Origin of the sequence: Neisseria sp. CCUG12390, from assembly GCF_047837985.1 — a bacterium.
In the GTDB taxonomy this organism is placed as follows: Bacteria; Pseudomonadota; Gammaproteobacteria; order Burkholderiales; family Neisseriaceae; genus Neisseria.
Genome location: NZ_CP181244.1, coordinates 314,820 through 329,555, shown reverse-complemented (window position 1 = coordinate 329,555; position 14,736 = coordinate 314,820). Strand labels below are relative to the sequence as shown.

Annotated in this window: 10 protein-coding genes and 1 pseudogene; 10 read left to right on the top strand and 1 reads right to left on the bottom strand. The window is 52.4% G+C overall.

The genetic code is table 11. The features are described 5' to 3' along the window. Nucleotides 1-584: 584 nt before the first annotated feature. Nucleotides 585-1,337, top strand: a complete 753-nt coding sequence (locus tag ACM67E_RS01675) for a class I SAM-dependent methyltransferase (protein ID WP_416191918.1) — start codon at nucleotides 585-587, stop codon at nucleotides 1,335-1,337. A gap of 412 nt (nucleotides 1,338-1,749) precedes the next feature. Here the strand turns inward: ACM67E_RS01675 and dnaJ are convergent, their stop codons facing one another. Then, a complete protein-coding gene (gene dnaJ / locus ACM67E_RS01670) occupies nucleotides 1,750-2,892 on the bottom strand; it encodes a molecular chaperone DnaJ (RefSeq protein WP_416191917.1) in 1,143 nt (380 codons plus the stop codon). 220 nt (nucleotides 2,893-3,112) lie between these two features. On the opposite strand from dnaJ, the gene leuS reads away from it, so the two are divergent. The 9 genes and pseudogenes from leuS (at nucleotide 3,113) to ACM67E_RS01625 (ending at nucleotide 14,631) form a co-directional block, all read left to right on the top strand. Next, the gene (gene leuS / locus ACM67E_RS01665) at nucleotides 3,113-5,743 is read left to right on the top strand and encodes a leucine--tRNA ligase (protein WP_416191916.1); all 2,631 of its coding nucleotides are present in this window, start codon (nucleotides 3,113-3,115) and stop codon (nucleotides 5,741-5,743) included. A 284-nt stretch (nucleotides 5,744-6,027) separates the two neighbouring features. Then, the gene (locus ACM67E_RS01660) at nucleotides 6,028-8,310 is read left to right on the top strand and encodes a Tex family protein (protein WP_416191915.1); all 2,283 of its coding nucleotides are present in this window, start codon (nucleotides 6,028-6,030) and stop codon (nucleotides 8,308-8,310) included. Nucleotides 8,311-8,358: 48 nt separating this feature from the next. Then, nucleotides 8,359-8,955, top strand: a pseudogene (locus tag ACM67E_RS01655) (Dam family site-specific DNA-(adenine-N6)-methyltransferase); the annotation flags it as partial. 11 nt (nucleotides 8,956-8,966) lie between these two features. After that, nucleotides 8,967-9,740: a DpnI domain-containing protein gene (locus ACM67E_RS01650; RefSeq protein ID WP_416191914.1), complete on the top strand. Its 774-nt coding sequence runs from the start codon at nucleotides 8,967-8,969 to the stop codon at nucleotides 9,738-9,740. Between the two features lie 18 nt (nucleotides 9,741-9,758). Next, a complete protein-coding gene (locus ACM67E_RS01645) occupies nucleotides 9,759-10,094 on the top strand; it encodes a DpnD/PcfM family protein (protein WP_416191913.1) in 336 nt (111 codons plus the stop codon). A 237-nt stretch (nucleotides 10,095-10,331) separates the two neighbouring features. Further along, on the top strand, nucleotides 10,332-11,342 hold the full coding sequence (locus ACM67E_RS01640) for a virulence RhuM family protein (protein WP_416191912.1): 1,011 nt from the start codon (nucleotides 10,332-10,334) through the stop codon (nucleotides 11,340-11,342). Then, nucleotides 11,339-11,920, top strand: coding sequence for a uracil-DNA glycosylase family protein (locus ACM67E_RS01635; protein ID WP_416191911.1), 582 nt, complete (start codon nucleotides 11,339-11,341; stop codon nucleotides 11,918-11,920). Before ACM67E_RS01640 ends, ACM67E_RS01635 begins: the two co-directional genes overlap by 4 nt. Before the next feature lie 337 nt (nucleotides 11,921-12,257). After that, entirely contained in the window at nucleotides 12,258-13,478 is a 1,221-nt protein-coding gene (gltS, locus tag ACM67E_RS01630) for a sodium/glutamate symporter (RefSeq protein WP_416191910.1), read from the top strand. 118 nt (nucleotides 13,479-13,596) lie between these two features. After that, on the top strand, nucleotides 13,597-14,631 hold the full coding sequence (locus tag ACM67E_RS01625; protein ID WP_416191909.1) for a lysozyme inhibitor LprI family protein: 1,035 nt from the start codon (nucleotides 13,597-13,599) through the stop codon (nucleotides 14,629-14,631). The last annotated feature ends 105 nt before the right edge of the window (nucleotides 14,632-14,736 follow it).

Sequence of the window (14,736 nt, the reverse complement as noted above, 5' to 3'; positions counted from 1 at the left end):
GAAAAAACGTATTGCCAAAGTGACAAAACCTGAGAAACCTACTTCTGTTTCAAAAACAAGGCCATCTGAAATTCATCAGGACAGAAAATATAGTCGTTTGAGATAGAAATAAGACAAGGCGACAGCAGCCGCCATGTACAACCCCGTGCATAAGGAGCCGGCAACGCTGTATTATTTTTATTTCAAACGACTATCATGTAGGGCGGACAACCGCCACCCATACAGTCGGGATGAAAAAACGCACCTTTCCAAACCAATCCGACCTGCCGAATCCGCCGCTGCACCGAAAACCACCGACTGCCGTCTGAAATACCGACATCCCAATCCAATTTTCAGACGGCCTGAGACCTTGTAAAACTCAATTTAAACCTGAAAAGCCATGCCCGTCATTCCCGCGCAGGCGGGAATCCAGAATTTTAACTTGCTGCAATCTCTAAATATTTCTGAAACCGATAAGTCTGGATTTCCGCCTGCGCGGGGGAGCGTAGCGGACTTGCGCGGCTAATGACGGATTAGAGATTTCTGAATACTTTCGGGTTTTACAAAAGTCTCGGCCTTTCCAACGACAAATACCGTCTGAAACCATGACCCTGATCCACTTCACTGATTCCGCCTCCGAATCCGTGCACGAACGTGCGCAACAATTTGGTTTGACTGTTACCGAAGTCCTGCCCGACAGCGGCGAATACCTGCTGGCCGATTCAGACGGCATCAGCTTGTGCCGCGCAGGAGAAAAAGGCCGCGTCCAAGTCGATTTCACCGGAGGAGCCGCCCGCCACCGCCGCACCCAAGGCGGCGGCGAACTCATCGGCAAAGCCGTCAACCACACCGCCGCCCCGACCGTATGGGATGCGACCGGCGGATTGGGGCGCGACAGCTTCGTCTTGGCCTCTTTGGGTTTGAACGTCCGCACATTCGAGCAACACCCCGCCGTCGCCTGTTTGCTTTCAGACGGCCTCGACCGTGCCCTGCAGCATCCCGAAACCGCCGACATCGCCAAGCGGATTACCCTGCATTTCGGCAATGCGGCCGTACTCATGCCGCAAATCGCGCAAACCGCCGGCCGCCCCGATGCGGTTTATCTCGACCCCATGTATCCCGAGCGGCAGAAATCCGCCGCCGTCAAAAAAGAAATGGCCTACTTTCACGGCTTGGTCGGCATGGCGCAAGACGAATCCGCCCTGCTCAAAGCCGCCTGCGCCGTTGCAAAAAAACGCATCATCGTCAAACGTCCGCGCTTAGGCGGATTTCTCAACGGCCAAAAGCCGGCCTACCAGTATTCCGGCAAAAGCACGCGTTTCGATGTTTACCTGCCGGACAATCCCGCAAATATTTAAAAATATTTAGATTTTTTAAAAACATAAACTTATTCAACAATTGCCGCCGTCATTGACCCCATTATTTGCGGCGTGAGAAAAGTCTTGCAAAAATATCAGGCCGTCTGAAAACTTTCAGACGGCCTTTGTCATACCTGGAAATCAGGCTGAAACCTTTGCAAAACTCAACTTAAACCAAAAGATCTATTTCCGTCATTCCCGCGCAGGCGGGAATCCAGACTTATCGGTTTCAGAAACATTTAGAAATTACAGCAGGTTAAAATTCTGGATTCCCGCCTGCCCAGCTCATGACGGATTAGATTTTTGAATATTTCGGGTTTTGCAAAAGTCTCGGTTTTTAAATAAAAATCAAGCAAATAACAAGGCCGTCTGAACATTTTCAGACGGCCTTATCGTTTTCAAACCACAAAAATCAATCGAACAAATCGCCCAATTTATCTAAAAACGATTTTTTGCGCGGCGTTTGGCTGCGGTCGAGTCCGGTGGAGATTTTCTCAAACTCTTCCAACAATTCTTTCTGACGGTCGGTCAGGTTCACCGGCGTTTCGACGACGACGTGGCAGTACAAATCGCCCGTCGCGCTGGAACGCAGCGATTTGATGCCCTTGCCTTTCACACGCATACGGCGTCCGGTTTGGGTTTCTTTCGGAATATTGAGTTTGACTTTGCCGTCCAAAGTCGGCACTTCGACTTCGCCGCCGAGTGCGGCCACGGCGAAGCTGATGGGCAGTTCGCAATGCAGATCCAAGCCGTTGCGCTCGAAGATTTTGTGTTCTTTCACGCGTACGTTGACGTACAGATCGCCCGCAGGCGCACCGTGTTGTCCCGGTTCGCCCTCGCCGCTCAAGCGGATGCGTTGGCCGTCGTCGATACCTGCCGGAATATTGACTTCAACGGTTTTGCTGGTTTTGGTACGGCCTTCGCCGCGGCATTTGACGCACGGATCTTTGATTTCCTTACCCGTTCCGTGGCAGGTCGGGCAAGTCTGCTGCATTTGGAAAATGGCTTGGCGGATGTGTACCGTGCCGCTGCCGTGACAGGTGGAACAGGTGCTGGCCGACGTACCCGGTTTCGCGCCGCTGCCGTGACACACGTCGCATTCTTCGTAAGTCGGGATATTGATGCGTTTTTTAATGCCTTTGGCGGCTTCTTCCAACGTGATTTCCACGCCGACCTGCAAATCCGCGCCCTGATAATTCGGCTGCCGGCCGCCGCCCGCACCGCCGAACATCTGACTGAAAATATCGCTGAAATCAAATCCCTGCGCACCGCCGAATCCGCCGCCAAAACCGCCAAAACCGCCGAACCCGCCCGCACCCGCGCCTGCCTGTTCGAACGCGGCATGACCGTATTGGTCGTACATGGTACGTTTTTCCTTATCGGAAAGCGTGTCGTAGGCTTTTTGGATTTCCTTGAATTTTTCTTCCGCTTCTTTGTTGTCGGGATTGCGGTCGGGATGGTATTTCATCGCCAGCTTGCGGTAGGCTTTTTTAATGTCGTCTTCGCTCGCGCTGCGCGCCACACCGAGGGTTTCGTAAAAGTCTTTATTGCTCATAATCTTAGTAGTGGAAATGGATAAGTGTTAAAACTGGTGTGCAGATATGGGCGGCGGCGCAAATCTCAAGGGGATAAAGGGAAATAAAAAGCCGTCTGAAAATATTTTCAGACGGCTTTTTATTTATTGGGAAAACGCCGCAAACTGCCGACAATCCGACCGATAAACTGCTATAATTTCACGTTGATTTTTTATTTTTCCAACGTAAAGCAAACGAATCATGCAAGAACAATACCAACCGTCCGCCATCGAACCGGCGGCGCAAGCGAAATGGGACGAAGCCCGTATTTTCAACGTTGCCGAAGACACGTCCAAGCCGAAATACTACTGCCTGTCCATGTTCCCCTACCCCAGCGGCAAGCTGCACATGGGGCATGTGCGCAACTACACCATCGGCGACGTATTGAGCCGCTTCAAGCTGCTCAACGGTTTCAACGTGATGCAGCCGATGGGTTGGGACGCGTTCGGTATGCCGGCGGAAAATGCGGCGATGAAAAACAACGTCGCCCCTGCCGCATGGACGTATGACAACATCGAATACATGAAAACCCAGCTCAAGAGCTTGGGTTTTGCGATTGACTGGGATCGCGAAGTCGCCACCTGCACGCCCGAATACTACCGCTGGGAGCAATGGCTGTTTACCAAGCTGTTTGAAAAAGACATCGTTTACCGCAAAAACGGCACGGTGAACTGGGATCCCGTCGATCAAACCGTCTTGGCCAACGAGCAGGTGATTGACGGGCGCGGCTGGCGTTCGGGCGCAATCATCGAAAAACGCGAAATCCCGATGTATTACTTCAAAATCACCGATTACGCCGAAGAGCTGCTGGCCGACTTGGACAAGCTGGAGCATTGGCCGGAACAGGTCAAAACCATGCAGCGCAACTGGATCGGCAAATCGCGCGGCATGACCGTGCGCTTCGCTGTGGCCGACGACAGCAAAACCGGTTTGGAGGGCGATTACGCGCAGTTCCTGCAAGTCTATACCACCCGCCCCGACACGCTGATGGGCGCGACTTATGTGGCTGTGGCCGCCGAGCATCCGTTGGCTACTGCCGCCGCTGCCGATGTGCCGCAACTGCAAGAATTTATTGCCGAATGCAAAGCCGGCTCGGTTGCCGAAGCCGACATGGCGACCATGGAAAAACGGGGTATGCCGACCGGCCGCTACGTCATCAATCCGCTCAACGGCGAAGAATTGGAAGTGTGGATTGCCAACTACGTTTTATGGGGCTACGGCGACGGCGCGGTGATGGCCGTGCCTGCGCACGACGAGCGCGATTTCGAGTTCGCCAACAAATACGGCCTGCCGATTAAACAGGTGATTGCGGTGGGCGACAACGAGTTCGACGCAACGCAATGGCAGGACTGGTATGCCGACAAAGAAACAGGCCGTCTGAAAAACAGCGGCGAATTCGACGGCATGGATTTTCAGACGGCCTTCGACAAAATCGGCGAAAAACTGCAAAGCCTGAACGCGGGCGAACCGAAAACGCAATACCGCCTGCGCGACTGGGGCATCTCGCGCCAACGCTACTGGGGCTGTCCGATTCCGATTATCCATTGCGAAAGCTGCGGCGACGTGCCCGTACCCGAAAAAGACCTGCCCGTCGTCTTGCCGGAAAACGTCGTGCCCGACGGCATGGGTTCGCCTTTGGCCAAAATGCCCGAGTTTTACGAAACCGAATGCCCTTGCTGCGGCAAACCCGCCAAGCGCGAAACCGACACCATGGATACGTTCATGGAATCGAGCTGGTATTTCTTCCGCTATATGTCGCCCAAATTTTCAGACGGCATGGTCGCACCCGAAGCCGCGGATTACTGGGGCAGCGTCGATCAGTATATCGGCGGCATCGAACACGCGATTCTGCACCTTTTGTACGCGCGTTTCTTCACCAAGCTCATGCGCGACGAAGGCCTGGTCAAGGTGGACGAACCGTTCGAACGCCTGCTGACGCAAGGCATGGTGGTGTGCGAAACCTATTTCCGCGAAGGCGCAAACGGCAGCAAAGACTGGATTAATCCGGCCGATGTCGATGTGCAGACCGACGAAAAAGGCCGCCCCGTATCCGCCACGCTCAAGGCCGACGGTCAGCCCGTCCAAATCGCCGGCGTGGAAAAAATGTCGAAATCGAAAAACAACGGCGTTGACCCGCAGGAACTGATTGAGGCCTACGGCGCGGATACCGCGCGCCTGTTCATGATGTTCGCCGCCCCGCCCGAGCAGTCTTTGGAATGGAGCGATTCCGGCGTGGAAGGCGCGCACCGCTTCCTGCGCCGCCTGTGGCGCACCGTGTTCGAATACCTGAAACAGGGCGGCAGCGTCGCCGCGTTCTCCGGCAGCCAAGAAGGCTTGAACAAAGAGCTGAAAGAATTGCGCCACAAGCTGCACAGCACCATCGCCAAAGTCAGCGACGACTACGGCCGCCGCCAGCAGTTCAACACCGCAATCGCCGCCGTGATGGAACTCTTGAACCAGTTCGACAAAACCGATACCTCGGGCGAGCAAGGCCGCGCCGTGGCGCAGGAAGTGCTCGAAGCCGTTACCCGCCTGCTGTGGCCGATTGTGCCGCACATCAGCGAAGCCCTGTGGAGCGAATTGAACGGCGCGAAACTGTGGGACGCAGGCTGGCCGCAAGCCGACGAAGCCGCGCTGGTCAAATCCGAAATCGAAATCATGGTGCAGGTCAACGGCAAACTGCGCGGCAAAATCACCGTCGCCGCCGACGCGCCGAAAGACCAAATCGAAGCCGCCGCACTCGCCAACGAGGGTGCAGTGAAATTCATGGAAGGCAAACAGCCGAAAAAAGTGATTGTCGTGCCGGGTCGTTTGGTCAACATCGTGGTGTGATGTCCGGCAGTTTTTGAGACGGGTTGATGCCCGCAAACGGAAAGGCCGTCTGAAATTTTTCAGACGGCCTTTCCCATGTCTCCAATCATGTTTGGCATTCGCAACGACGTCAAATTTGCCCAATCCGCCCACTCCATAGCGAAACGCATACCGGCCATAAAAGGCCGTCTGAACGGTACGGCCAACATTCCGCCTTTCACTTTCACCCGTTTCAGACGGCCTTTTTTGTCGGTATCCGCTATAATAAATCCTTTTTTTCAGACGGCCTTCAGCCCCAAAAAACCATGAACATCACCCGAATCATCGCCTCCGAACTCTCCGCCACCGTTTCCCAAATCCAAGCCGCCGTCGATTTGCTTGACGAAGGCGCGACCGTGCCGTTTATCGCCCGTTACCGCAAAGAAGCCACGGGTGGGCTGGACGACACGCAGTTGCGCACGCTGGCCGAGCGTCTGCAATATCTGCGCGAACTCGAGGAGCGCAAGCAAACCGTGCTGAAAAGCATTGAAGAACAAGGCAAGCTTTCAGACGGCCTGCGCGAGCAAATCGAAGCCTGCGACAACAAAACCGCGCTGGAGGATTTGTACTTGCCCTACAAACCCAAACGCCGTACCAAGGCACAAATCGCACGCGAAAACGGTTTGCAGCCGCTCGCCGATGCGCTGCTGGCCGAGCAGCCGCAAGACCCGGAAACCGCCGCGCAAGGCTACCTGAATGAGCAAGTGCCTGATAGCAAAGCCGCTTTGGACGGCGCACGCGCCATTCTGATGGAGCAGTTCGCCGAAGATGCCGAACTCATCGGCCGCCTGCGCGACAAGCTGTGGGCAGAAGCGGAAATCCATGCGCAAGTGCTTGAAGGCAAAGAAAACGACGGCGAAAAATTCAAGGATTATTTCGACCACCGCGAACCCGTGCGCACCATGCCCAGCCACCGCGCGCTGGCGGTTTTGCGCGGCCGCAACGAAGGCGTGCTGACCGTCGCGCTCAAATATCAGCCCGATGAAACGCCGGTTACCGAGCAAAGCGCGTATGAAAAAATCATCGCCGCGCATTTCCAGATTTCAGACGGCCACAAATGGCTGCGCGACACCGTGCGCCTGACTTGGCGGGCGAAAATCTTCCTGTCGCTCGAACTCGACGCATTAGGCCGTCTGAAAGAAAACGCCGACAGCGACGCGATTACCGTGTTTGCGCGCAATCTCAAAGACCTGCTGCTCGCCGCGCCGGCCGGCCGCCTGCCCACCCTCGGCCTCGACCCCGGCTACCGCACCGGCATCAAAACCGCCGTGGTGGACGACACCGGCAAGCTGCTCGACACCGCCGTCGTCTATTTACATCAGGAAAACAACGCCTTGGCAACGCTCGCCGCGCTTGTGAAAAAACACGGCATCAAACTGATTGCCATCGGCAACGGCACCGCCAGTCGCGAAACCGACAAACTGGCCGGCGAACTCATCAAAGGCCTGTCTGAAAAAGGGTTGCACAAAATCGTCGTCTCCGAAGCCGGCGCATCCGTCTATTCCGCCAGCGAACTGGCCGCCAAAGAATTCCCCGAACTCGACGTCAGCTTGCGCGGCGCGGTTTCCATCGCCCGCCGCCTGCAAGACCCGCTCGCCGAACTCGTCAAAATCGACCCCAAATCCATCGGCGTCGGCCAGTACCAGCACGATGTCAACCAAACCCAGCTCGCCAAATCGCTCGATGCCGTGGTGGAAGACTGCGTGAACGCCGTCGGCGTGGACGTCAACACCGCCTCCGCGCCGCTGCTCGCCAGAATTTCAGGACTAAACAGTACCTTGGCGCAAAACATCGTCGCCTACCGCGACGAAAACGGCGCGTTCGACAGCCGCCGCAAACTCCTCAAAGTGCCGCGCCTCGGCGAAAAAACCTACGAGCAGGCCGCCGGATTTTTGCGCATCAACGGCGGCAAAGAACCGCTGGATGCCAGCGCCGTACACCCCGAAGCCTACCCCGTCGTCGCCAAAATGCTCGACGACCTGCACATCAGCGCCGCCGATCTCATCGGCAACCGCGACAAAATCCGCCAAATCAAACCCGCCGCCTACACCACCGACCAATTCGGCCTGCCCACCATCATGGACATCCTCGCCGAACTGGAAAAACCCGGCCGCGACCCGCGCGGCGAATTTCAGACGGCCTCCTTCGCCGAAGGCATCAACGAAATCAGCGATTTACAGACAGGCATGATACTGGAAGGCGTCGTCTCCAACGTCGCCAACTTCGGCGCATTCGTCGACATCGGCGTCCACCAGGACGGCCTCGTCCACATCTCCGCGCTCGCCGACAAATTCGTGCAAGACCCGCGCGACATCGTCAAAGCCGGCGACGTGGTGAAAGTGAAAGTGCTGGAAGTGGACGCCGCGAGAAAACGCATTGCGCTGACCATGCGCCTGAACGACGACGCAGGCAGCGGCCCGGCAAAAAACGGCAGGCCGACTGAAAAAAACGGCACAAACCGTTCAGGCAGCCTGAAAGAGAAAGGGCAAAGGGAAAAGGCGGTAGGCAATACCGCGATGGCGGATGCGTTTGCGCGGTTGAAGCGGTAAAATTTTTTGCACTAAACTTTCTTGGAAACTTGGATTGTTCAATTGAAAATATCTCGAAAACCTTTTCTAAAATGGGCAGGTGGCAAAGCAAAACTTGTACCGTTTATTCAGAACAATTTTCCCGCTAAGCCTTGCAAGCGTTTAATTGAACCGTTTGCAGGTTCGGCGGCTTTGTCGTTGGCTGTAGATTTTGATGCTTATCTGCTGAACAACAGCAACGCCGACCTCATCAATCTCTATCGGATATTGAAAAAGGAAAAACAAGGATTTATTTCTTACGCGCGTTCGTTTTTCACGCCCGAAAACAATCAGGAAAACCGTTTCTACGCGCTGCGTGAACAATTCAATCAAAGCGAAGATACAGCCGAACGCTCGGCCTTGTTCGTTTATCTGAACCGCCACGCCTTCAACGGGCTTTGCCGCTACAACAGCAAAGGCGGGTTTAACGTACCGTTCGGGCGTTATGCCGCACCGTACTTTCCCGAAGCGGAAATGCTGGGGTTTATCCGAAAATCCGACCGCATCGAATTGCTGTGCGGCGATTTTCAGACGGCCTTGGGTGGGGCAAATGACGATGACGTGGTGTATTGCGACCCGCCTTATGTGCCGTTAGGCAAAACGGTTTCGTTTACTGCTTGTACAAAAGGTTTTGTGCAATGAAGCTGCATTTTGATACACGTTTAGCAGAAGGTTATAAAAGTGCTTCACAAATTGCGCGTGTTTTAACTGAAAACTGGATGGGTACAAATGTTTATTGCCCGAACTGCGGTTGCAAGCCAATAAATAAAGCACCGAATAACCGTCCTGTACAAGATTTTTTGTGTTCACAATGTGATGAACAGTTTGAGTTAAAAAGCAAAAACGGAAAATCAACAGGAAAAATGGTTAATGATGGCGCATATCAAACCATGATTGAACGCATTCAGGCTGATGATAATCCCAACTTCTTTTTTCTGTCATACCGAAAAGCTGATTATTCTGTACAGCAATTGATGCTTGTGCCAAAACATTTTATGACCACTGATATGATTGTCCGCCGTAAACCGTTGCCCGAGACAGCAAAACGAGCAGGCTGGGTCGGTTGTACGATAAACATCGGCAGGCTGCCTGAAAGCGGCAAAATTTTACTGATTAATCAAGCTCGGATTGTTGAGCCTGAACAGGTACACGAACAATGGAATGCCAACCTGTTTTTGCGAAAACAGAAAACAGCAAGCAAAGGATGGTTATTAGCCATTATGAGGTGTATTGAAAGGCTGCCTGAAAAATTTGATTTGAGACAGATATATGAATTCGAGAAACAATTGGCAGTTCAATTTCCTGAAAACAATCATATTAAGGATAAAATCCGCCAGCAGTTGCAGATTTTGCGTGACCAGAATGTGATTGAATTTTCTGCTCGCGGGCAGTATCGGAAAATTACTATTTAATATAAAGAGAAACTGAATATGGCATTATTTGAGATTGAAGTTAGAGAGGTTTTTAGCCGTAATGTCATTATTGAGGCGGAAACCGTATCTGATGCACTTGATGAAACTAAAGAAAAGTATGAATGTGAGGAAATAGTACTTGATGTTGATGATTTAATTTCCCAAGATTTTTTTCCTGCTGATAGCTTAATATCAAAAGTTTCGTTGCCTGATGAGTATATAGAACATTTAAAATTAGTTGTTGCTTATCTTGAAGCAGATGAGCAAAAGCATTACGAAAGCAGTAATTTCCCGAAGAAACACATATTTCATTCCGTGTTGGCATTGAAAAACATATTAGAAATTCGTAAATAATCTTTCATTTTACTAAGGAGGATTTCCTTGAAAAATTAACTATTTATGTGCGAATAACTATTTCTAATAACTATGCAAATCATCGAAACCCACCCCTTGCCCCCGCTCACCCCGTCCAACGCCACGCTTCTGATGCTCGGCTTCTTCCCAAAGTTGTAGGTACAGACCAAGCACAAAATAGTTGCGTATGAGAAAATTGTTTTATCAAACATTTAGGCAGCCTGAAAAAGAAATCCCATGACCGCTAACACCTTAATCCTCTACACCACTTCAGACGGCCAATCCCAATTTGTCTTGCGCGAATTGGGCGGGCAGCTTTGGCTCACGCAGGCGGAAATGGCCGGGCTGTATCAGACCAGCAAACAGAACATCAGCAAGCATATTGCGGCGGTATTGGAAGAAGGCGAGTTGCAGGAAGGTTCAGTTGTCAACTCGCAGTTGACAACTGCGGCTGACGGCAAAAATTATCAAACCCTCCTGTATGCCCTGCCCATGATTATCGCCGTCGGCTACCGCGTCCGATCTACGCGCGGCACGCAGTTCCGCCAGTGGGCAACGCGCACTTTGGGCGAGTATCTGCAAAAGGGGTTCGTGCTGGATGATGAACGTTTGAAAAATCCGCCGGTCGGCACGGTGCCCGCGCCGGATTATTTCGATGAATTGCTGGAACGCATCCGCGATATTCGTGCCAGCGAAAAGCGGGTGTATCTGCGTGTGCGGGAAATTTTTGCGCTGGCCGCGGATTATCAGCCGAGTTTTAAGGAAACCGCGCAGTTTTTCAAAGTGATTCAAAACAAGCTGCATTTTACCGCGACGGAGCAAACGGCTGCCGAATTGGTGTTTCACCGTGCCGATGCGGACAAACCGTTGATGGGGCTGACTCATACGGCAGACGGCGGAGTGCGCAAAAAAGACATCAAAACCGCAAAAAATTATTTGCAGGAAAACGAAATCGGCGAATTAAACCGCATCGTCACCATGTGGCTGGATTTTGCCGAAGACCAGGCGCGGCGGAAAAAACAGGTTTTTCTGCGCGACTGGGTGGAAAAGCTGGATCAGTTTCTGCAATTCAACGACCGCGAAGTGCTGCAAGGTGCGGGCAAAGTGAGCAAAAAACAGGCGGATGCCAAGGCGGAAGCCGAATATGAACGCTATCAGGCGGCGCAGCGGCAAATCAGGGAAATTCAGGGAGAGCAGGATATTGCCGAACTGCTGCGTTATCACGATGAAAGGCCGTCTGAAAAATGACCACCGAAACCCACCCCTTGCCCCCGTTCACCCCACCCAACGCCACGCTGCTGATGCTCGGCTCTTTCCCGCCGCCGCGCGCGCGTTGGAAGATGGATTTTTATTACCCGAATTTTCAAAACGATATGTGGCGGATTTTCGGCTTGGTGTTTTTCGGGGACAAGGATTATTTTGTGGCCGAGGGCGGCAAGGCGTTTCGGGAAACGCTGTTGCGCGAGTTTTTGGCGGACAGGGGGATTGCGGTTTACGACACGGCGTATCGGGTGCGGCGGTTGCAGGGCAATGCGTCGGATAAATTTTTGGAGGTTGTCGAAGCGGTGGATTTGGCGGCGCTGCTGGACAAGATGCCGCAGTGCCGCACGGTGATGACCACGGGCGAGCTGGCGACGGATACGCTGCTGTCGCTGATGCCGTCTGAAACGGCAAAGCCGAAAATCGGTGCTTACTCGGAGGCGGTGTTTTCAGACAGGCATTTGCGCCTCTACCGCCTGCCATCGTCCTCGCGGGCGTATCCGCTGGCGTTGGAGAAAAAGGCGGAGGTTTACGGGCGGTTTTTTGGGGAGATTGGTTTGCTGTAAAAGAAGCGGTGGGCGGGTTACCGCTTTTTATTACTGATAAATATGGTTTCAGATGGCCTGTATGGCACAGGTAATCTACTGTCATCAAGGCCGTCTGAAAATGAATTTCCGGTACACTCCGCGTTTTTCAGACGGCCTTTTTATCCGCAAACCGGCTGGGTTTACAAATGGGAAACAAGTCATATTGTTTGCAATCATTTGATTATTAAATGTATCTAATGAATTTAAGACTGAATTTACGCTGAAAATATGCCAAGCTCTTTGACAAAATTTAACTATTGCCCTAATATCGGAAAATCATGTTTGATAAACGCTATTTCAATAGAGAGAAACAATAATGGAATGGGAATTTAACAGTTATTACACCTTGATTGCGGCAACGGTCGTGTTGCTGCTGGGTAAATTCTTGGTGAAAAAAATCCGCTTTCTGCAGGATTTCAATATCCCCGAGCCTGTGGCCGGCGGTTTGATTGCGGCCTTGGTGTTATTCGTCCTGCACCAGATTTACGGGGTGAGCTTCAAATTCGAGAAACCTCTGCAAGACGCATTCATGCTGATTTTCTTTACTTCGATTGGTTTGAGTGCCGATTTTTCGCGGCTGAAAGCAGGTGGCTTTCCGTTGGTAATTTTTACCGTGGTGGTGGGCGTATTTATCATCGTACAAAACTTTGTCGGTGTCGGATTGGCTTCTGTATTGGGTTTGGATCCTTTAATCGGCCTGATGACCGGCTCGGTTACTTTGACCGGCGGTCACGGTACGGCCGGTGCGTGGGGGCCGACTTTTGAGAAAGAATACGGTGTCGTCGGCGCCACTACTTTGGGCATGGCTGCCGCTACTTTCGGCTTGGTATTCGGCGGCTTGATCGGTGGCCCTGTTGCACGCCGTCTGATTAACCGCCAAGGCCGCAAACCTATTTCTGCGGTAGAAAATCCGGCGGATAATGCGCAAGACAATAATGACGATATTTTTGAAAAAGCGCACCGTCAGCGTTTGATTACGGCGGACAATGCGGTGGAGACGCTGGCGATGTTTGCTGCATGTTTGGCGTTCGCTGAAATTTTCGACGGCTACGACAAACAATACTTAATCGATTTGCCGAAATTCGTATGGTGTCTGTTCTTCGGTGTGATTCTGCGCAATGTGCTGACTTCCGCATTCAAAGTGAACATGTTCGACCGTGCGATTGACGTATTCGGCAACGCTTCTTTGTCGCTGTTCTTGGCAATGGCTCTGCTGAACCTGAAGCTGTGGGAGCTGACCGGTTTGGCCGGTCCTGTGGCGATTATTCTGGCCGTGCAAACCGTCGTGATGATTCTGTATGCGACTTTTGCAACTTATGTCGTGATGGGCCGCGATTACGATGCAGCGGTACTGGCTGCCGGCCACTGCGGTTTCGGCTTGGGTGCAACGCCGACTGCCGTGGCCAACATGCAGTCCGTGACCCAAACGTTCGGTTCGTCGCATAAGGCGTTTTTGATTGTGCCGATGGTGGGTGCATTCTTCGTCGATCTTATCAACGCGCTGATTTTGTCGGGTTTCTTAAACTTCCTGAAATAATCGGTTAATGAACGAAAAAGCACTTGCAACATCTTACCTGTTGCAGGTGCTTTTGTTATGATGCCGTCTGAAAAATATTTTTTGATTTGAGACGGTTCTATCCGTTAAGGAGAACATTATGTACCGAAAACTGCTGGCTTCAGCACTTGCCGCCGGTTTGCTGGCGGCATGCAGCGACGAGCCGTCAAAGCAGAATGCCTCGGCTGAATTGGCCTGTAACGACCCTGCCGTGGCGCAAAGCGTCCGCAATAATATTCAAGACATTATCAAACAGGAAGCGCGCGCTTTTGCCCGCAACGACAGTCGGCAATTCGTCGATGCCGATAAAATCATCGCCGCAGGCTCCCAGCTTGAGATTGCACTGGAAGATGCCCAAACCGTGCGTGAAGGCAATCAAACCTTATGCAGCGCAGGTTTGCGCATCATGATTCCGACCGAAATCGCTAACATGGCCGCAACAAACAGCCCGCTGATTTACGGCAGTACCGGCATTGCCGAAATCATCGGCCAAAAAGTCATGGGCAGCAATATGAGCTATTCCGGCAACAGCTTTACCACAACCATCCGCTATACGCCAAGCCAAACCGACGGTGTCAGTTTTGAAGACAATACCGTTACCAATACTGCACAAACCGTCTCGGCTGCCCTGTTGCCTTACGGCGTAAAAAGCATTGTCATGATTGACGGCAAGGCCGTGAGCAAAGAAGATGCCATTCGTCTGAGCACTAACCCGTCCTCTGACGAGCCGCCCGAAGCCAATCCGGAGGAGATTCTGGAAAACAATGCGGCCAGCCAATATGAAGGTGTACCGCAGGATTTAATCGGCATGGACGCCAATACCGAAATCATGAGCCCTAATACAGATGGTTCTGCACAAAATCCGTCATTCTCTGCAAATGACTTGGAAGGCGCACGCGCGCAAAACCGACAAGCCGAGGCAGAAATAAACGGCGTATGGAACAGCATGGAACGCGGCGTACAGCAAGGTATCCTAGACGAACAGCGTGGTTGGATTCAAAGCAAGATTCAAAATTGCCAGCAAGCCGCAGTTCGGGCAGATAATCCGGCTCAAGCCGAATATCTCCAATTGCAATGCGATACGCGTATGACCCGTGAACGTACCCAATACCTGCGCGGCTTTACCATTAACTGAATGCCGAACCAAAACAGGGCTTCCATTGAAGGCCCTGTTTTTTTACTTATTTTTTGATGAGAATAAATTGGAGGCCGTCTGAAATATTTTTCAGACGGCCTCCAA

Excerpts from the sequence above, each read along its gene's own strand:
- dnaJ (WP_416191917.1), bottom strand. The coding sequence starts at position 2,892 with ATGAGCAATAAAGACTTTTACGAAACCCTCGGTGTGGCGCGCAGCGCG.
- ACM67E_RS01645 (WP_416191913.1), top strand. The coding sequence starts at position 9,759 with ATGGCATTATTTGAGATTGAAGTTAGAGAGGTTTTTAGCCGTAATGTC.
- ACM67E_RS01650 (WP_416191914.1), top strand. The coding sequence starts at position 8,967 with ATGAAGCTGCATTTTGATACACGTTTAGCAGAAGGTTATAAAAGTGCT.
- ACM67E_RS01660 (WP_416191915.1), top strand. The coding sequence starts at position 6,028 with ATGAACATCACCCGAATCATCGCCTCCGAACTCTCCGCCACCGTTTCC.
- leuS (WP_416191916.1), top strand. The coding sequence starts at position 3,113 with ATGCAAGAACAATACCAACCGTCCGCCATCGAACCGGCGGCGCAAGCG.
- ACM67E_RS01635 (WP_416191911.1), top strand. The coding sequence starts at position 11,339 with ATGACCACCGAAACCCACCCCTTGCCCCCGTTCACCCCACCCAACGCC.
- ACM67E_RS01640 (WP_416191912.1), top strand. The coding sequence starts at position 10,332 with ATGACCGCTAACACCTTAATCCTCTACACCACTTCAGACGGCCAATCC.
- ACM67E_RS01625 (WP_416191909.1), top strand. The coding sequence starts at position 13,597 with ATGTACCGAAAACTGCTGGCTTCAGCACTTGCCGCCGGTTTGCTGGCG.
- ACM67E_RS01675 (WP_416191918.1), top strand. The coding sequence starts at position 585 with ATGACCCTGATCCACTTCACTGATTCCGCCTCCGAATCCGTGCACGAA.
- gltS (WP_416191910.1), top strand. The coding sequence starts at position 12,258 with ATGGAATGGGAATTTAACAGTTATTACACCTTGATTGCGGCAACGGTC.